General features: G+C 70.2%; 18 protein-coding genes and 1 pseudogene. 13 read left to right on the top strand and 6 right to left on the bottom strand.

Annotated features, from left to right (window positions below; genetic code table 11):
• Nucleotides 1-65: 65 nt before the first annotated feature.
• Both AB0B72_RS03915 and AB0B72_RS03910 read left to right on the top strand, forming a co-directional pair.
• Entirely contained in the window at nucleotides 66-560 is a 495-nt protein-coding gene (locus AB0B72_RS03915) for a hypothetical protein (RefSeq protein ID WP_367736769.1), read from the top strand.
• Between the two features lie 148 nt (nucleotides 561-708).
• On the top strand, nucleotides 709-1,050 hold the full coding sequence (locus AB0B72_RS03910; protein ID WP_367736768.1) for a hypothetical protein: 342 nt from the start codon (nucleotides 709-711) through the stop codon (nucleotides 1,048-1,050).
• 24 nt (nucleotides 1,051-1,074) lie between these two features.
• Here AB0B72_RS03910 and AB0B72_RS03905 read toward each other — a convergent pair whose 3' ends face one another.
• Nucleotides 1,075-1,374, bottom strand: coding sequence for a hypothetical protein (locus tag AB0B72_RS03905; RefSeq protein WP_367736767.1), 300 nt, complete (start codon nucleotides 1,372-1,374; stop codon nucleotides 1,075-1,077).
• Between the two features lie 50 nt (nucleotides 1,375-1,424).
• Here AB0B72_RS03905 and AB0B72_RS03900 point away from each other — a divergent pair, with 50 nt between their 5' ends.
• The 7 genes and pseudogenes from AB0B72_RS03900 (at nucleotide 1,425) to AB0B72_RS03870 (ending at nucleotide 10,504) form a co-directional block, all read left to right on the top strand.
• Nucleotides 1,425-2,078 (top strand): TetR/AcrR family transcriptional regulator, encoded by a 654-nt coding sequence (locus AB0B72_RS03900; RefSeq protein WP_367736766.1) that lies wholly within the window; start codon nucleotides 1,425-1,427, stop codon nucleotides 2,076-2,078.
• Between the two features lie 135 nt (nucleotides 2,079-2,213).
• A complete protein-coding gene (gene dnaK / locus AB0B72_RS03895) occupies nucleotides 2,214-4,088 on the top strand; it encodes a molecular chaperone DnaK (RefSeq protein ID WP_367736765.1) in 1,875 nt (624 codons plus the stop codon).
• Nucleotides 4,085-4,738 carry a nucleotide exchange factor GrpE gene (gene grpE / locus AB0B72_RS03890; RefSeq protein WP_367736764.1) on the top strand — a complete coding sequence of 218 codons (654 nt, stop codon included), beginning with the start codon at nucleotides 4,085-4,087 and terminating at the stop codon, nucleotides 4,736-4,738. Before dnaK ends, grpE begins: the two co-directional genes overlap by 4 nt.
• Before the next feature lie 79 nt (nucleotides 4,739-4,817).
• Nucleotides 4,818-5,993: a molecular chaperone DnaJ gene (gene dnaJ / locus AB0B72_RS03885; protein WP_367736763.1), complete on the top strand. Its 1,176-nt coding sequence runs from the start codon at nucleotides 4,818-4,820 to the stop codon at nucleotides 5,991-5,993.
• A gap of 4 nt (nucleotides 5,994-5,997) precedes the next feature.
• Nucleotides 5,998-6,288 (top strand): annotated as a pseudogene (locus AB0B72_RS03880) (helix-turn-helix transcriptional regulator); the annotation flags it as partial.
• Nucleotides 6,289-6,372: 84 nt separating this feature from the next.
• Nucleotides 6,373-8,958 (top strand): ATP-dependent chaperone ClpB, encoded by a 2,586-nt coding sequence (gene clpB, locus AB0B72_RS03875; RefSeq protein WP_367736762.1) that lies wholly within the window; start codon nucleotides 6,373-6,375, stop codon nucleotides 8,956-8,958.
• Nucleotides 8,959-9,118: 160 nt separating this feature from the next.
• Entirely contained in the window at nucleotides 9,119-10,504 is a 1,386-nt protein-coding gene (locus AB0B72_RS03870; protein ID WP_367736761.1) for a hypothetical protein, read from the top strand.
• Nucleotides 10,505-10,748: 244 nt separating this feature from the next.
• On the opposite strand, the gene AB0B72_RS03865 is transcribed toward AB0B72_RS03870, so the two are convergent.
• Entirely contained in the window at nucleotides 10,749-11,285 is a 537-nt protein-coding gene (locus AB0B72_RS03865) for a tetratricopeptide repeat protein (RefSeq protein ID WP_367736760.1), read from the bottom strand.
• 164 nt (nucleotides 11,286-11,449) lie between these two features.
• Between AB0B72_RS03865 and AB0B72_RS03860 the strand changes: the two genes are divergently transcribed.
• Nucleotides 11,450-11,860 carry a hypothetical protein gene (locus AB0B72_RS03860; protein ID WP_367736759.1) on the top strand — a complete coding sequence of 137 codons (411 nt, stop codon included), beginning with the start codon at nucleotides 11,450-11,452 and terminating at the stop codon, nucleotides 11,858-11,860.
• Nucleotides 11,861-11,867: 7 nt separating this feature from the next.
• Here AB0B72_RS03860 and AB0B72_RS03855 read toward each other — a convergent pair whose 3' ends face one another.
• Nucleotides 11,868-12,518 (bottom strand): TetR family transcriptional regulator, encoded by a 651-nt coding sequence (locus tag AB0B72_RS03855; protein ID WP_367736758.1) that lies wholly within the window; start codon nucleotides 12,516-12,518, stop codon nucleotides 11,868-11,870.
• Between the two features lie 82 nt (nucleotides 12,519-12,600).
• Nucleotides 12,601-13,677: a CapA family protein gene (locus AB0B72_RS03850; RefSeq protein WP_367736757.1), complete on the bottom strand. Its 1,077-nt coding sequence runs from the start codon at nucleotides 13,675-13,677 to the stop codon at nucleotides 12,601-12,603.
• 116 nt (nucleotides 13,678-13,793) lie between these two features.
• Between AB0B72_RS03850 and AB0B72_RS03845 the strand changes: the two genes are divergently transcribed.
• Both AB0B72_RS03845 and AB0B72_RS03840 read left to right on the top strand, forming a co-directional pair.
• Entirely contained in the window at nucleotides 13,794-14,237 is a 444-nt protein-coding gene (locus tag AB0B72_RS03845) for a Fur family transcriptional regulator (RefSeq protein ID WP_367736756.1), read from the top strand.
• 54 nt (nucleotides 14,238-14,291) lie between these two features.
• Nucleotides 14,292-15,740, top strand: coding sequence for a catalase (locus AB0B72_RS03840; protein WP_367736755.1), 1,449 nt, complete (start codon nucleotides 14,292-14,294; stop codon nucleotides 15,738-15,740).
• Between the two features lie 63 nt (nucleotides 15,741-15,803).
• On the opposite strand, the gene AB0B72_RS03835 is transcribed toward AB0B72_RS03840, so the two are convergent.
• Both AB0B72_RS03835 and AB0B72_RS03830 read right to left on the bottom strand, forming a co-directional pair.
• On the bottom strand, nucleotides 15,804-16,010 hold the full coding sequence (locus tag AB0B72_RS03835) for a DUF397 domain-containing protein (RefSeq protein ID WP_367736754.1): 207 nt from the start codon (nucleotides 16,008-16,010) through the stop codon (nucleotides 15,804-15,806).
• Between the two features lie 61 nt (nucleotides 16,011-16,071).
• On the bottom strand, nucleotides 16,072-16,929 hold the full coding sequence (locus AB0B72_RS03830; protein ID WP_367736753.1) for a helix-turn-helix domain-containing protein: 858 nt from the start codon (nucleotides 16,927-16,929) through the stop codon (nucleotides 16,072-16,074).
• A gap of 491 nt (nucleotides 16,930-17,420) precedes the next feature.
• Here AB0B72_RS03830 and AB0B72_RS03825 point away from each other — a divergent pair, with 491 nt between their 5' ends.
• Nucleotides 17,421-17,627, top strand: coding sequence for a hypothetical protein (locus AB0B72_RS03825; RefSeq protein ID WP_367736752.1), 207 nt, complete (start codon nucleotides 17,421-17,423; stop codon nucleotides 17,625-17,627).
• Nucleotides 17,628-17,739: the final 112 nt, after the last annotated feature.

Raw genomic sequence — 17,739 nt, 5'->3', positions numbered from 1 at the left:
CCGAGCCAGTACGGCTCGGCATGGCGGTGGCTGAACCCGCCGGGTCCTGACACCGTGTAGGGGATATGAGAAAGCTCTGGCTCGTGGCCCTCCTGTTCATGGCGGTCGCCTGCGGGGAGACGCCGTCCACGTCCTCGGCGCAGCCCGAGAGCCCGGCGGTCGTCCCGGCGAGCTCTCAGCCGCCCGCAAGCGCCCCGGCGAGCTCCAAGCCGCCGGTGAGCGTCCCGGCGACCTCAGGGCCGCCGGTGAGCGCCGCTCCCAGCCCCGTCACGCCGGTCGGGAACACCATGCGCACCCACAAGGTGCCGTGGATCAGCGCCACCCCGTCGGCCGGCGGATCCAAGCTGGACATCGTCTGGTGGTCGGGGGTCGAGCCCTGTGCCGTGCTCGACCGGGTCGAGGTGGACGAGGGCGGCAAGGACGTGACGGTGACGGTGTACGAAGGGCAGGACCGGCGCTCACCCGATGCCATCTGCATCGCGATCGCCATCCAGAAGACGACGACCGTGGATCTCCGCGCCCCGCTCGGAGACCGGAAGGTGGTGGACGGTGCCAAATGACCCGATGGGCCGCGGGCGCGCACGCGCGGCCGCGGTGGCGCTGACGACGGCGGCCGCGGCTCTGACCGCCATCATCCCGGCGTCGCCCTCATCCGCCTCGCCGCGCCTCCCAGCTCCGGCCTTTTCAGCGCCGGCCCTCTCTGTGGCGGTGCTTGGGACGACGGTGCTCGCCTCCGGACCGGCCGGGCCTCACCACCGCACGATCCGTACGCACGCCGTGCCGTGGACGTCGGCCAAGCCGTACGCGCATGGCAGGAAACTGCGCGTCACCTGGTGGTCGGGCGTCGCGCCGTGCAGCGTGTTCGACCACATCACGGTGAAGCAGACGGCCAGGCGGGTCGTCGTCACGGTGTACGAGGGCGCCGCTCCGTCGTCCCCCAACACGGTCTGCCTGGCCATCGCGGTCAAGAAGACGCGGACGGTGAAGCTCAGGACCCCGCTCGGCTCGCGGAAGGTCGTCGACGGGGCGCCGCGGCCCCGCTCCCACTGACGCCCCGATCATGCGGGCCGGGCGTCAGGACGGCGTCTCGCCCATCCAGACGTCGACCACTTCGAGCAGCGTGTACGGGGGCTCCGGCGGCCGGAACCCGAGGGCCTCCGTCAGCACGCCGTCGACCACCGGGTGCAGGCGGGTCTCCACGAACTCCTGGTACGCCTCCTTCGACGTCCACACGTCCAGGTAACGCAGCCCCTGGTCCGTCCGGTGGGCGATGTGGACGATCAGGCCCGGCGGCGGCTCGGCGCCCAGCCCTCGCTTGATCTTGGCATAGATCTCGGGACCTATCGGCACCTCGTAGGTGAGGGCGTACGACATGGCGGCCTCCCGCATTTGATCCGATGCAGCATCGGATGAATAATGGAAGCATGACCTGGGACGGCGAGGCGGTCAAGAGGCGTTACGACACGACCCGGCGGCGCGAGGCGGCCGGCCGCACCAGGCGGGCCGTCATCGACGCGGCGACCGAGCTGTTCCTCGAACAGGGGTACGCGGTCACCACCATGGCGGCGATCGCCCGTCGCGCCGGAGTCAACACCGACACCGTCTACGCCTCCGTGGGCGCCAAGCCCGCGCTCTTCCGCCTCCTCGTCGAGACGGCCCTGTCCGGGCGGGATCACGCGGTGCCCGCGGAGGAGCGCGACTACGTGCGGGCCATGCGGGCCGAGCCCGACCCCGCCGGCAAGCTGGCGATCTACGCCGGGGCCATGACCCGCATCCACGCCCGCCTCGCACCTCTGTTCGCCGTGCTGCAGACGGCCGCCCCGTCGGCTCCCGAGCTGGGCGACCTGTGGCGGGAGATCGCCGAACGGCGAGCAGCGAACATGCGCCTGCTCGCGGCCGACCTCTCGGCGACGGGACGGCTGCGCGTCGACGTCGACGAGGCCGCCGACGTCATCTGGGCCACCAACTCTCCCGAGTTCTACCTGCTCCTGGTCCGCGACCGCGGGTGGGCGCCCGAGCGCTACGAACGCTGGCTCGCAGGTTCCTGGACCCGGCTCCTGCTGCACGCGGAGCCTTGAGACGGCCCTCCCCTCCGGGAATGATTTACGCGCACTCCGGGGTTGAGCCTCATAGACTCAAGACGTTTGACAAAGACCGGGAGCCGGTTCAGTATTGAGTCAGACCGACTCAACTTTGACTACAAGGACGTACTCATGGCACGTGCGGTAGGTATCGACCTGGGGACGACCAACTCCGTCGTCTCGATCCTCGAGGGCGGCGAGCCCACGGTCATCGCGAACGCTCAGGGGTCGCGGACCACGCCGTCCGTGGTCGCGTTCGCGAAGAACGGAGAGGTGCTCGTCGGCGAGGTCGCCAAGCGGCAGGCGGTGACCAACGTCGACCGGACCATCCGATCGGTCAAGCGCGAGATGGGCACCAACTGGACCGTCGAGATCGACGGCAAGAAGTTCACCCCGCAGCAGATCAGCGCCTTCGTCCTGCAGAAGCTCAAGCAGGACGCCGAGGCGTACCTGGGCGAGAAGATCACCGACGCGGTGATCACCGTCCCGGCGTACTTCAACGACGCCCAGCGGCAGGCCACCAAGGAGGCCGGCCAGATCGCGGGCCTCAACGTGCTGCGCATCATCAACGAGCCGACCTCCGCGGCCCTGGCCTACGGCCTCGACAAGGAGAAGGACCAGACGATCCTCGTCTTCGACCTCGGCGGCGGCACGTTCGACGTGTCCCTGCTCGACGTCGGCCAGGAGGACGGCCACGGCTTCGTCGAGGTCAAGGCGACCAGCGGCGACAACCACCTCGGCGGCGACGACTGGGACCAGCGCGTGGTCGACGAGCTGGCGACCCGGTTCAAGAACGCCCACGGCGTCGACCTGTCGAAGGACAAGATGGCCCTCCAGCGCCTGCGCGAGGCTGCGGAGAAGGCCAAGATCGAGCTGTCCAGCCAGACCGAGACCAGCATCAACCTGCCCTACATCACCGCCTCCGCCGAGGGCCCGCTGCACCTCGAGGAGAAGCTGACCCGGGCCGAGTTCCAGCGGATCACCGCTGACCTGCTCGAGCGCTGCAAGGGTCCGTTCCACCAGGTGATCAAGGACGCCGGGATCAAGATCGCTGACATCGCCCACGTGGTGCTCGTCGGCGGCTCGACCCGCATGCCGGCCGTGACCGACCTGGTCAAGGAGCTGACCGGCGGCAAGGAGCCCAACAAGGGCGTCAACCCCGACGAGGTCGTCGCCATCGGCGCCGCGCTCCAGGCGGGCGTGCTGAAGGGTGAGGTCAAGGACGTCCTTCTGCTGGACGTCACGCCGCTGAGCCTGGGCATCGAGACCAAGGGCGGGATCTTCACCAAGATCATCGAGCGCAACACGACGATCCCGACGAAGCGCTCCGAGGTCTTCACCACGGCCGAGGACAACCAGCCGTCGGTGCAGATCCAGGTCTACCAGGGCGAGCGCGAGATCGCGGCGTACAACAAGAAGCTGGCCACGTTCGAGCTGACCGGCATCGCCCCGGCGCCGCGCGGCATCCCGCAGATCGAGGTCACCTTCGACATCGACGCCAACGGCATCGTCAACGTCTCCGCGAAGGACCTGGGCACGGGCAAGGAGCAGTCGATGACGATCACCGGCGGCTCGGCGCTCGCGAAGGACGACATCGAGCGCATGATGCGCGAGGCGGAGTCCTACGCCGAGGAGGACAAGCAGCGCCGCGAGGACGCCGAGGTCCGCAACAACGCGGACGCGCTCGCCTACCAGACCGAGAAGTTCCTCCGCGAGAACGACGAGAAGCTGCCCGCCGACGTCAAGACCGAGGTCAACGACTCGCTGGCGGAGCTGAAGAAGGCGCTGGAGGGCACCGACACCGCCACCATCCGCACCGCCGCGGAGAAGCTCGCCACCGTCAGCCAGAAGATGGGCTCGGCGATCTACGCGCAGGCACAGGGCGCGGGCGGCGAGGACGGCGCTCAGGCGGCCGACGCCCAGCAGCAGCAGTCCAAGGCCGATGACGACGTCGTCGAAGCGGAGATCGTGGACGACGAGCCCAAGCAGGAGGGCGGCAGCAAGTGAGCCCGCGCGAGAACGGCTCCCAGGAGGAGCCGGTGATCCGCGACAACCGCAAGATCGACCCGGAGACGGGAAAGGCCCGCGACGCCGCGGACCAGGCCGCCCCGGCGCCCGCCGGTACGGGGACGGAGGCGCCGGCCTCGGCCGACGCCTCCGCCCTGGACCTCCTGGCGGAGCGCACGGCCGACCTGCAGCGGCTCCAGGCTGAGTACAGCAACTACCGCAAGCGGGTCGAGCGGGACCGGATCACCGTCAGAGAGCAGGCCGTCGCGAGCGTGCTGACCGAGCTCCTTCCGGTGCTCGACGACATCGGCCGCGCACGCGACCACGGCGAGCTCACCGGCGGCTTCGCCAAGGTGAGCGAGTCGCTGGAGGCCGCAGTAGGCAAGCTGGGCCTGAACACGTACGGCACGAAGGGCGACCTGTTCGACCCGATGGTGCACGAGGCCCTCATGCACAGCTACTCGGCGGAGGTGACCGAGCCCACGTGCATCGAGATCCTCCAGCCGGGCTACCGGATCGGCGACCGGATCCTGCGGCCGGCCCGCGTGGCGGTCGCGGAGCCGGGCGAGGACGAGCTCCCGGCGGAGACGGCGGCCGAGTCCGGCGGCTCCGCGGATTCCGGCGCGCCCGCCGAGCCGGAAGAGAACTGAACACGCGGAAGTCTCTCCCGATCGGGAAAGATCGGGAGAGACGACCGGCTACTCCCCTTTCGTGCGAAGGAAGCGATAGATGAGCACCAAGGACTACCTGGAAAAGGACTACTACGCCGTCCTTGGTGTGCCCAAGACCGCGACCGCCGAGGAGATCAAGAAGGCGTACCGGAAGCTCGCCCGGCAGCACCACCCGGACGCCAACCCGGGGAACAAGGAGTCCGAGGAGAAGTTCAAGAGCGTCTCCGAGGCCTACGACGTGCTCTCCGACGTCAAGAGCCGCAAGGAGTACGACGAGGCCCGCACCTTGTTCGGCTCCGGGGTCGGCGGCTACGCGGGGACGGGCGCCCAGCGCGGCGGCGGCTTCAACTTCGACTTCGGCGACCTGTTCTCCGGCCAGCAGGGCGGCGGAGGCGAGCGCATCGGCGACCTGTTCGGCGGGCTGTTCAACCGGGGCGGCGGCGGTCAGCGCACGACCACGACCAGCAGGCCCCGGCGCGGACAGGACATCGAGTCGGAGGTCACACTCGCCTTCGGCGAGGCGGTCGACGGCGCCACCGTGTCCCTGCGGCTGACCAGCTCGGCCGCGTGCGCCGCCTGCGCCGGCACGGGAGCCAAGGCCGGCACGACGCCCCGGGTCTGCCCCACCTGCGAGGGAACCGGGGCGGCCAGCCGCAACCTGGGCAACTTCGCGTTCTCCGAGCCGTGCCGCGACTGCCGCGGCCGGGGCCTGATCGTCGACGACCCCTGCCCGGTCTGCGACGGCAGCGGACGCGGCAAGAGCACCCGCACCATCCAGGCCCGCATCCCCGCCGGAGTCGGCGACGGGCAGCGGATCCGGATCAAGGCCAAGGGCGCTCCCGGCGAGAACGGCGGCCCGGCGGGCGACCTCTACGTGCTCGTCCACGTCAAGCCGCACCCGGTGTTCGGGCGCAGCGGAGAGAACCTGACCATCACCGTCCCGGTGACCTTCCCGGAGGCGGCACTCGGCTCCGAGATCAAGGTGCCGACTCTCAGGGGCATGCCGGTGACGCTGCGCATCCCCGAGGGCACCCCGAACGGCCGCACGTTCCGCGTGCGCGGCCGTGGAGCCCCCCGCAAGGACGGAACCAAGGGCGACCTGCTGGTCACCGTGCAGGTCACGGTGCCTTCGACCCTCGACGACAAGGCCCGATCGGCCCTCGAGGAGTTCAGGGACGCCACCGAGGGGCCGGACCTGCGCGAAGAGCTGATCAAGCAGGCCAGAAGCGAGTGAGCCGATGGATGCACGATTCTTCGATCTTTCCGATGACACACCGGTCTATGTGATCTCGGTAGCCGCCCAGCTCTCCGGGCTGCACCCGCAGACGCTCCGGCAGTACGACCGGCTCGGACTCGTCAGCCCCGACCGTACGGCCGGACGCGGGCGCCTGTACTCCACGCGGGACATCGTGCTGCTGCGCGAGGTGCAGCGGCTCTCCCAGGAGCACGGCATCAACCTGGCGGGCATCAAGCGGATCCTCGAGCTCGAGACCGAGACCATGCGGCTGCGCGAGGAGGTCACCCAGCTGAGGGGTGAGCTCACCATGTTGCGGGCACTCGTCCGTTACGAACTGCCACCCGCCTGACGTGGCGAAGCGAGGCATTGGACACCCATGGATTACAAATTCACGCAGAAGAGCCAGGAGGCCCTGTCCGGGTCCGTACGGCGGGCCGCCGCCGAGGGCAACCCGGAGGTCTCCCCCGCTCACCTGCTCGCGATACTGCTGAGCCAGAACGGCGGCATCGCCGTGCCGCTCCTCGAAGCGGTCGGCGCTGACGTGAAGCGGCTGCGCGCCAAGACCGAGGAGCTGCTCGCGGGGCTGCCCAAGGCGAAGGGCTCCACGGTCAGCGCGCCGTCGAGCTCACGCCAGCTGCTGACCGTGATCAACACCGCCGCCCAGCGGGCCAAGCAGCTTGAGGACGAGTACGTCTCGACCGAGCACCTGCTGGTCGGCCTGGCGGCCGACGGCGGCCCGGTGGCGGACCTGCTCAAGGCCGAGGGCGCCACGTCGAACGCCCTGCTCGACGCGTTCCAGAAGGTCCGCGGGCACACCCGGGTCACCAGCGAGACCCCGGAGGACACCTTCCAGGCGCTGGAGAAGTACGGCGTCGACCTGACCGAGCGGGCCAGGGCGGGCAAGCTCGACCCGGTCATCGGCAGGGACAGCGAGATCCGCCGGGTGGTGCAGGTGCTGTCGCGCCGCACGAAGAACAACCCGGTGCTGATCGGCGAGCCGGGCGTGGGCAAGACCGCCGTGGTCGAGGGCCTGGCCCAGCGGATCATCGCCGGCGACGTGCCGGAGAGCCTCAAGAACAAGCGGCTGGTCGCGCTCGACCTCGGCGCGATGGTCGCCGGCGCGAAGTACCGCGGCGAGTTCGAGGAGCGCCTCAAGGCCGTGCTCACCGAGATCAAGGAGAGCGACGGCCAGATCGTGACGTTCATCGACGAGCTGCACACGATGGTCGGCGCGGGAGCGGCCGAGGGCGCCATGGACGCGGGCAACATGCTCAAGCCCATGCTGGCCCGCGGCGAGCTGCGGATGATCGGCGCCACCACGCTCGACGAGTACCGCGAGCGCATCGAGAAGGACCCGGCCCTGGAGCGGCGGTTCCAGCAGGTCTACGTGGGAGAGCCCACCGTCGAGGACACCATCGCGATCCTGCGCGGGCTCAAGGGCCGCTACGAGGCGCACCACCAGGTGCAGATCTCCGACAGCGCGCTGGTGGCCGCCGCGACGCTCTCCGACCGGTACATCACGGCCCGGTTCCTCCCGGACAAGGCCATCGACCTCATCGACGAGTCGATGTCGCGGCTGCGCATGGAGATCGACTCCAGGCCCGTGGAGATCGACCAGCTCCAGCGCGCCGTGGACCGCCTCAAGATGGAGGAGCTCGCCCTCGTCAAGGAGACCGACGAGGCGAGCCGCCAGCGGCTGGACAAGCTGCGCGAGGAGCTGGCCAACCGCCAGGAGGACCTCAACGCGCTGGTCGGCCGCTGGGAGCGGGAGAAGGCCGGGCTTAACAAGGTCGGCGAGCTGAAGAAGCAGCTCGACGAGGCGCGCGGGGCGGCCGAGCGGGCCCAGCGCGACGGCGACTTCGAGGCCGCCTCCCGCCTGATGTACGGCGACGTCCCCCGGCTGGAGAAGGACCTCGCGGAGGCCACCAAGGCCGCCGAGCAGGCCGAGAACGAGCCGATGGTCAAGGAGGAGGTCGGGCCCGACGACATCGCCGAGGTGATCTCGTCGTGGACGGGCATCCCCGCCGGCCGGCTGCTGGAGGGCGAGACGGCCAAGCTGCTCCGCATGGAGGACGAGCTGGGCGAGCGCCTCATCGGGCAGCGCCAGGCCGTACAGGCCGTCTCCGACGCGGTGCGGCGCGCCCGCGCCGGCGTCGCCGACCCCGACCGGCCGACCGGGTCGTTCCTGTTCCTCGGGCCCACCGGCGTGGGCAAGACCGAGCTGGCCAAGGCTCTGGCCGAGTTCCTGTTCGACGACGAGCGGGCCATGACCCGCATCGACATGAGCGAGTACGGCGAGAAGCACAGCGTCGCCCGGCTCGTGGGCGCCCCGCCCGGCTACGTCGGGTACGAGGAGGGCGGCCAGCTCACCGAGGCCGTCCGCCGCCGGCCGTACACCGTGGTGCTCCTGGACGAGATCGAGAAGGCCCACCCTGAGGTCTTCGACATCCTGCTCCAGGTGCTCGACGACGGGCGGCTCACCGACGGGCAGGGCAGGACGGTCGACTTCCGCAACACGATCCTGATCCTTACCTCCAACATCGGCTCCCAGTTCCTCATCGACCCGGCGATGGCAGGCGAGGCCAAGCGGGAGGCCGTGCTGAACGCGGTGCGCGGCTCGTTCAAGCCGGAGTTCCTCAACCGGCTCGACGACATCATCGTGTTCGACGCGCTCGGCACCGAGGAGCTGTCGCAGATCGTGGACCTGCAGGTCGCGCGGCTCGCCAGGCGGCTCGCCGACCGGCGGCTGACGATGACTGTCACACCCGCCGCCCGCGACTGGCTGGCCCTGACCGGCTTCGACCCGTTGTACGGCGCCCGGCCGCTGCGGCGGCTCGTCCAGTCGGCGATCGGGGACAGGCTGGCCAAGGAGCTGCTCTCCGGAACCGTCCGGGACGGCGACGAGGTAATAGTCGATCTCGACGACACGGGGGACACGCTGAGCGTTCAGCCCGCTCGGTAAGGTCTTCCCCACCATTGAGGCAAGCTGGCACCGCCCTTTTCCCTCGCTGCTACGTTCGGCGTTCGTCGGACTACCGTACGCAAACAGGGGGGCCTGGATGTCCAGGACATCACGAAGTATGCGAGGGCGGTGCGCCGCGCTGGCGGCGGTCACTGCCGGAGTGAGCTGGCTGACGAGTGGGCAGGCGATGGCGGACGGCGCGGGGGCGTCGGCGGCCTGCGGTGAGCCCCAGGGCCACGACCTGACCGGCGGAATGACCAACCTGGCCCCCGCGGCGGGCGTGCTCAGCATCGCCGACGCCGCCGGGGCCGCCGCCGGTCAGGGGCACCCGTCGCTTCCGGGCCGCGCCGGCGCCCTCCCGCCGGCCAGGGCCCTCGGCGGGCCGGCGCTGCCGGCGGTCCCGGGGGCGAAGGTCGTCCCGGCCGGGGCCGGCACGGTGACCAGGACGGTTCCCGGCGCGGCGACCGGCACGGCGAGCAGGACGGTCTCCAGCGCCGTGCCGAAGACGGTGCCCAACGTGGTGCCCCGTGGCGTGCCCGCCGTGCCCGCAGCAGGATCCGGTGCGGTCCCGGCCGGCGCGGGGAACCTCCCGGCCGCGGCCCCGGTCGGCGCGGTTCCGGCCGGTGCGGGGAACCTCCCGGCCGCGGCCCCGGCCGTCCCCGCCGCCTCCCGTGCCCTGCCCGCCGCCGCGGGCGCGCCCGGCAGGGCGGTCTCCGCCCTGCCCGCCGGCTCGCGCGCGCTTCCGCCCGCCAACAGCCTCCCCACCGGCGGGAAGGCGCTCTTCCCCGCCGCCAGGACGCCGACCGTCCCTCTCCTCGCCGTCGCCCCGGCCCGGCCGGCCGTCGCGGACGCCGCCTGCGCGCCTGCCGGCCCCGTCGAGGGTTCGGCGACCGGCCGGCCCGGCGCCGCACGCATCGAGCGGGACCCCAAGGGGCACAGGCACCCAAAGCCCGAGGACGCCGGCACTGCCGCGCAGGCGACGGCGGGCGACGCGCAGAACCGCCACAAGGCCAAGAACGCCGAGAACGCCCAGGGCGAGCAGGCCACGCAGGGCAACCAGGACCATAAGGCGCGCCGTCACCCCCACCACCGGGGGAACGGCCGGCACGCGTCCGCCGGGCAGGCCCTCACCCGGGACCAGGCCGGAGCGAACGACCAGGCGGACGCGAGCACCGCCGCCGGCCAGACCAACACCGGCCAGCCGAACACCGGCCAGACCAACACCGGCCAAACGAACACGGGCCAGGCGGACACCAGCCAAGCCAACCCGGTCGGCGCGAACGGCGCCCAGGCGGCGGCCGGCGAGAAGAAGGCCCGCCACAAGCGCCACCGCCACCACCCGGCTGGCGCCGCCGCGGCTCCCGCCGCACCGAGCGCTTCCAGCGACCCGGGTGCCGCGGACAGGCGCGGCGCGCGCCGGGAGACCCGGATCTACCCCAGGGCCGCGCAGAACCCCGACATCACCGCCCCCGCCCTGGCGAAGGCCGCGGACACCAAAGCGGTGACCGAGCTCGCCGACACGACCAGCGGGAAGCTCCTGCCCTAGGGAATGTCCTTCGGATCTTCACCGCGGCGAGGGACACCCGCCGGCAGCCGAGAGGATCCGGAGGACATGACCTGAGGCCCTCCTGCCGGGGTGGCAGGAGGGCTCCCGCCGCTCACCGGCGGAAAGCAGAAGGGGCCGTGTCCCACGGCCCCTTTTCCATGCCCGGGGACTCCATGCCCGGGGACTCCATGCCCGGGGACTCCACGCCCGGGGACTCCACGCCCGGGGACTCCATGCAGGCAGATCAGCGGGAGGCGTCGAGAAGGGCGTCGAGGTCGTCTTCCGGCAGCCCGAGATCGACCCTGATGCGGTAGCGGGTGCGCAGCAGCGAGTCACGGATGGGCGATCCCTGCGGACAGGCCCGGACGCCCTCGGTGGCCCAGTCGTGCGCGGCCTGCGGGTCGCCGTACGCCGCCAGCGTCTCGGCGACGGTGAGGGCGGTGGCCGGGTTCCAGTGGCCGGCCCGGATGGCGGCGATGACGTCCCTCGCCTCGTCGGGACGGTCCAGCTCGAACAAGGTGTCCGCGATGCCGGCCCGCGGGTCGGCGGCCACCTCTCCGCCGTCGTCCAGCGCGCTCTGGAAGCGGGCGAGCGCGGTCGCGGGCTGGCCGGCCTGGCGCCACTCCTCGGCGGCCAGCACGAGGATCGCCGCCCTGGACATCTCGCCTGACTCGTACCCCTGCGCCAGCGCGTCGAGCCGGCGAGCGAGGGCACCATGGTCATCGAGCAGCAGAGCCTGTTCGAGCAGTCGGTCTACCTGCTCATTTGTCACATGTGCCACAGTGCCGAGGCTACCGAGGGTCGGCCTGTTTTCGCAGGACAACCGTAGGCATTCACTAAGCAACGATTAGTACACGTTCCGTCACAGACCGCTTTTCTCGCCATGTACTCGGGCATAAGGCCCACGCTTGTGCTGGTCCGAGCTCGGCGGAGGAGCGATACGCGATGTCCAAGAGGGTGATTGTGACTCTGGCTTCCGCGACGGTTCTGTCCGCCGTCGTCCCCGGTCTGGCGGGATATGTGACGGCCCAGTTCGAGGCCCTCGACCACGCGCGTCACGAGCTGGCCAGGCTCCAGGCCCAGCTCCGCATGTTGGAGCTGACCGTGGAGCCCGCCGGGGCCACCTCGTGTCAGTCCGGACGGTCGGCCGACCGGCAGCCGGGCCTGCCGGGCCTGCTGGACGGCGACGGACGGGAGCCGACCATCCCCCCGCGTACGCACACCCGTCCGTGGCACAACTCCGCCTACGTGCGCGTTCTCGCACCCACTTTGTGGACCTCGGTGGTCACGCCGACGACGCTGCCGAGGCCCGCGCCCTCCGACTTCCATCACCACCATCACCATCACCACCGCTGACGGCGCGTCAGCGCGCGGCCGCCAGTTGCCGCGAGAGGTATCCCCGGACGAGCTGCTTGGCCTCGGCCACGATCTCCGGCGCGCCGTCCGGGTCGTGCTTGAAGGCCAGCTTCAGCACCGCGTCCCCCGCCTCGACCGCGACGAGGATGGCACGGTCCAGATCCTCGCTGTCCGCCAGGCCGAACTCGGCGAGCAGCAGCGCCCGCAGACGTCCCGCGATCACCATGTTGTTGTCGGCCACCGAGTCGAGCAGGTTGAGGTCGAAGACGTCGCCGAAGTGCAGCCACCGGAACCCCGGGACGCTGCGGTGCATCTCGACGTACTCGTCGATGATCGCGTCGACCGCCTCCCACCAGCCGGTGAAGTCCTCCGACATGAAGCGGCGGCCGATCCCGGCCACGAAGAGCTCGACGTTGCGCCGCGTCAGGGCGTGGCTGAGGGCCCGCTTGTCCGGGAAGAACTGGTAGACCGAGCCGATGGCCACCCCGGCCCGCTCGGCCACCCTCGTCGTCGTGAGCGCGTCGTACCCGCCCTCGTCGAGCAGCTCCGCGCACGCGTCGAGCATCCGCTCGACCCTGCGCGCGCTCCTGCGCTGCGAAGGCTGCCGGCGCAGCGGCTCGCCGGGACCGTCCGGTTCCGTCACAGGCTGGATGGACACACGACCATAGTGCCCGTTCGGCACGGTCCAGGTCAGGGCTTAGCCGTCACTCGACCGAATTGCCGGGTGAATCCGCGTCTCATCAGGCGTCAGGGGCCGCGGCCAGGCCGGTGCAGCCGCGCAGGGCACGGAAGGCGGACAGCGCCTGCTGCCTGCCTGCGCCGGTGACGGGGATCGGCACCCCTCCGCTGATGCGCGCGGGCGTCCACTGGTCCTTGAGCACCTTGCGCCCGTTGATCTGCAGCGTGAGCACCCCTGTCGTGCCGGTGTCGGGCCCCCAGTTGTAGAACGCGAAGTTGCCCAGGCCGTACTGGACGTAGGCCTGACCGGAGTAGCCTCCGCCGAGCAGGATGTGCGCGTGACTGCCGACCACCACGTCGGCTCCCGCGTCGACGAGCGTGGCCGCGAGGCTCCGCTGCGCCGGTGTGGGGCACTTGACCAGCTCGGTTCCCCAGTGCAGGAAGACGATCACGGTGTCGGACGCCTTGCGGGCCTGCCGTACGGCCTGGACGAGGCGGGGCTCGTTCTTGGCCGAAGCGAGGCCGCCCTTGTCCCGCGTGGCCGTCCAGGACTGGATGAACTGCGAGTCGAGCACCTGGGTCGCACCGATGACCGCGACCCGGTTGCCCTTCACGGTCGTCCGGAAGGGCCGGTACGCCTCGGCCTCGTCCTTGCCGATCCCGACGACCGGGAAGCGGGACTTCCTGATCGCGGCGAGCGTGTCCTTGAGGCCGGGCTCCATGTAGTCCATGCCGTGGTTGTTGGCCATCGTCACGACGTCCACGCCGGCCGCCTTGAGCGCGGCGAAGGCGGTGGGCGGGGCACGGAAGGTGAACTGCTTGCCCGGCGCGGGCGTGCCCCCGGTCGTGATGGCCGTCTCCAGGTTGAGCGCCGTGAGGTCCGACTTGCGCAGCACGGAGGCGATGGGGCCCAGGGCCGTGCGTGGATCGCCGTCCAGGCGCGTGCGCAGCACCCCCTCGAAGTGCACGTCACCCGCGAACGAGATCGTGTACGGCTGCCGCCGCGGCTTGGGATGGCTCTTCGTGGCGGTCGCCCGCGGCTCGCCGGAGCCGGTGGGGGTCGGCTCGCCCTGGGCGGCGGTGCACCCGGCGACGAGGAGGAGGGCGAGCAGGGGCAGGACGAGGGGGTCACGTCTCACAGCTCCCGAGCATGCCATCTCCGCCGGTCGTCTGCCGACGGCACGGAGATCCGGGGCCAGTAAACTGGGAGAATTCCTTTACTTGAATCGTTAAGGTTTGCTGCTAACGTGGGCCTGTGAGAGACGCCATCCGGCTTCGCCAGGCAGGCCTGCGGGTGACCGCGGCCAGGCTGGCGATCCTGCAGACCGTCCGGGAAGGGGACCACCTCGATGTGGACGCCATCCACCGCGGTGTGCGCGACCGGGTCGGCCAGGTGTCCCTGCAGGCGGTCTACGACTCGCTGAACGCCTTGCAGCGCGGCGGGCTGCTGCGGCGCATCGAGCCCGCCGGAAGCCCCACGCGGTACGAGACGCGGGTGGGTGACAACCACCACCACCTCGTCTGCCGCCAGTGCGGGAGGGTGACGGACGTCGACTGCGCGGTGGGGCACGCCCCCTGCCTCGACCCGGTGTGCGACGCCGGATACGTGGTCGACGAGGCGGACGTCACCTACTGGGGCGTCTGCCCCGGCTGCCACATCCCGGCCGGGAGCCTCGCCGCCAACGACGCGACCCCCTGATGCCGCGCCCCCAACTCATTTTTCAGCCCTGAAGGAACACCGGAGGAACGCCCCATGACCGACAGGCGGATCACCACGACCGACGCGGGCATCCCCGCCCCCAGCGACGAGTTCTCGCTGTCCGTCGGCCCCAACGGGCCCCTGCTCCTGCAGGACCACTACGTCATCCAGAAGATGGCCCAGTTCAACCGCGAGCGGGTCCCGGAGCGCGTGGTCCACGCCAAGGGCGGCGGCGCCTACGGCGTCCTTCAGATCACCGAGGACGTCAGCCAGTTCACCAAGGCCGGCCTGTTCCAGAAGGGCAAGGAGACCGACCTGTTCCTCCGGTTCTCCTCCGTGGCCGGCGAGCTCGGCAGCCCGGACAGCCAGCGCGACCCGCGCGGTTTCGCGATCAAGTTCTACACCGAAGAGGGCAACTACGACATCGTCGGCAACAACACGCCGATCTTCTTCATCCGGGACCCCTCGAAGTTCTCCGACTTCATCCACAGCCAGAAGCGGCGCGCGGACACCCACCTGCGCGACCACGACATGCAGTGGGACTTCTGGACGCTCTCCCCCGAGTCGGCCCACCAGGTGACGTTCCTGATGACCGACCGCGGCACGCCGAAGAGCTGGCGGCACATGCACGGCTTCGGCTCGCACACGTTCCTCTGGTACAACGCCGCGGGCGAGAAGTTCTGGGTCAAGTACCACTTCAAGACCGACCAGGGCATCGAGAACTTCACCGACGCCGAGGCCGGAGCGGTCATCGCGCAGGACGCCGACCACCACATCCGCGACCTGCACACCGCGATCAAGAACGGCGACCACCCGTCGTGGACGGTCAACGTGCAGATCATGCCGTTCGAAGACGCGGCGGACTACCGCTTCAACCCGTTCGACCTGACGAAGGTGTGGCCGCACAGCGACTACCCGGAGATCACGATCGGGAGGTTCACGCTCAACCGCAACCCGCGGAACTACTTCGCCGAGGTCGAGCAGGCCGCCTTCGAACCGGCCAACCTGGTGCCCGGCATCGGGGCGTCCCCGGACAAGATGCTTCAGGGCCGGCTGTTCTCCTACCCGGACGCGCACCGGTACCGCATCGGGACGAACTACCTCCAGCTGCCGGTCAACGCTCCCAAGGCGCCCGTGCACAGCTACAACAAGGACGGCGCGATGCGGTTCACCAACACCGGCGACCCGGTGTACGCGCCGAACAGCGTCGGCGGGCCCGCCGCCGACCCGGCGATCTTCTCGGGAGAGAACTACCAGATCGCCGGTGAGATCATCCGCAGCGCCTACGCCAGGCACCGCGAGGACGACGACTTCGTCCAGCCGCGGGCCCTGTGGGAGAACGTGCTGTCGGCGGTCGACCGAGAGCACCTGGTGAGCAACATCGTCGGCCACGCCTCGGCTCCCGAGGTCACCGCCGACACCAAGAAGCGCGTGGTGGAGTACTGGGCCAACGTGCACAAGGACCTCGGCCAGGGCGTCGCCCAGGGCCTGGGTCTCGCCTGACCCCCGTTCCCCCTTGCGTACGGCTTGCGTCTTTCCCGGAAAGGCGCAAGCCGTACGCGCGGATCAGACGTCGAATTCGCCGTCTTTCACGCCGCCGATGAACGCGTCCCATTCGCCCGGGGTGAATACGAGAACGGGACCGTCCTGGTTCTTGCTGTCCCGCACGCCCACCTGACCATCGGGCAGGACGGCGATTTCAACGCACTGGCAGTTGTTAGCACTTCTGCTGCTCTTCCACCAGGCCGCACCATGCAGATCAGTTGCGTTCATCAGAATGGATCTCTCTCCCCGGAGAACGTCCCCTCCGGGCCCTCCGGGGCAGCTCATGGGCTCATCGCCAGCGACTGGAACTCTTCTCTATGAGGCGCCGGGAGGCGTCCACGTCCAGGGCTTTGGACTCCAGATAGTCGAAGGCCACCTCGTAGCGGTAGACGATGGCCTCGTCCTCGATCAGGCGCCCGCCGAGGAGTGCCTCCAGATACACCACGTCGTGGAACTGCGGCACCTTCAGATGGCTGAACGACCCGGTGTTGACGGGATGGTCGGCATCAAGCGGCAAGACCCGCAGCTCGACGTTGGGGAGCTGTGACACCTCGACGAGACGTCTGAGTTGTTCCCGCATCACTTCGTCGCCGCCGAAGCGGCGCAGCAGGACGGACTCCTCCAGCACGACCGAGAGGCTCAGCGGGCTCTCCGCCCTGAGAACGGCCTCCTGCCTGGCCATCCGGACCTCTATACGGCTCCGGACGCCACCTGGCGCCTCAAGGGTGCTCCGCTGCCCGCTCTCCATCATCGCCCGGACGTACGACTCGGTCTGGAACAGACCCGGCACAACCTGGGGTTCCCAGTCTCGTGCCGCCGTGGCCTCGGCCTCCAGGCCGAGGAAAGTCGTGTATTCCTTCGGCAGGGAGTCCCGATACTCCTCCCACCAGCCCTTTCGGGTCGCATCCTGGTGAAGGGCGAGCAGCTCTTGGCGTTGGCTGGAATCTACCATGTAGATCACCAGCAACGCCTCAACGTCGTCCGCGCGTGGCGAGGTGCGCGCCGTCTCGATCCTGCTCACCTTCGCCGCCGACCAGCCCAGCCGGGCCGCGACCTGGTCCCCGGTGAGATCGGAGCGCTCCCTCAGCCGGCGCAACTCCTGGCCCAGCCGCCGCCGGCGGACGGTGGGACTGCCATGGTCGGGCATCGGGGCCGACCTCCTTCGCCGCACCACCGGGGCGTACGGGTCCGGACGCCCTCCCCGAAGGCTACAACGCCGCCGTGTGCAAGTTGCACCGCAATTATCGGCGCAATTTTCCACGCAGGCCGCGAAGATTCTTGCGGATTTCGTTTCGCCAAGTATTGCAGGGGCCTGCGTCCTGGGTCACGATCGATGCGGGAACGGTTACCCGGAGATCGGGGAGGCGCCGAGGTCATGGCGCGTCACTCCGCGGCCCGAATCCCCAATCGAGGCGCCGGCGCCCGGCGACGGCACCGCACGCCTTGGATACCGGCACGAGCGGGAGGCATCCGGCCAACGGGGACGACGACGCGGCGAGCGACGGCCGCAACGGTCGCACGACGAGACGATCGCCACGCGTCAGGGGCGAACCGACGCCGGTCCGGCAAGGCTGCCGCCTCCGGCCCGGCGTGAACACCGAGAACTCCACCTCGAAGCCACCGAAAAGGAGTCTCACCATGCATTCCCACGGCACGGACTGGTTATCGCTGTTCAAGAGCCGGATCAAGTCCGCCGACAGCGCCCTGTGCGCCGACCAGGACGGATGGGCACGCCAGCTCAGCTGGACGGTCAGCCGCACGGGGTTCGGCGCGCGCCACTACAGGGACCCCCGCTTCGACATCGTGCGGGAGCTCGAAGAGGTCGGCCGCCTGTTCTCCGTCTGAGCGCTGCCTGAACGCGTCTTAGCGCTGCCCGAGCGCGTCCGAGCGCGCGGCGGGGCTTCCTCCGGCGGCCCCATGAGGGAAAGATGAGCCTGTCTCGCACCCAGCGCAGGAG

It is taken from the genome of Microbispora sp. NPDC049125 (assembly GCF_040802045.1).
In the GTDB taxonomy this organism is placed as follows: domain Bacteria; phylum Actinomycetota; class Actinomycetes; order Streptosporangiales; family Streptosporangiaceae; genus Microbispora.
Note: the sequence above shows the minus strand (reverse complement) of the source record. Positions and strands in the feature narration are given on the sequence as shown.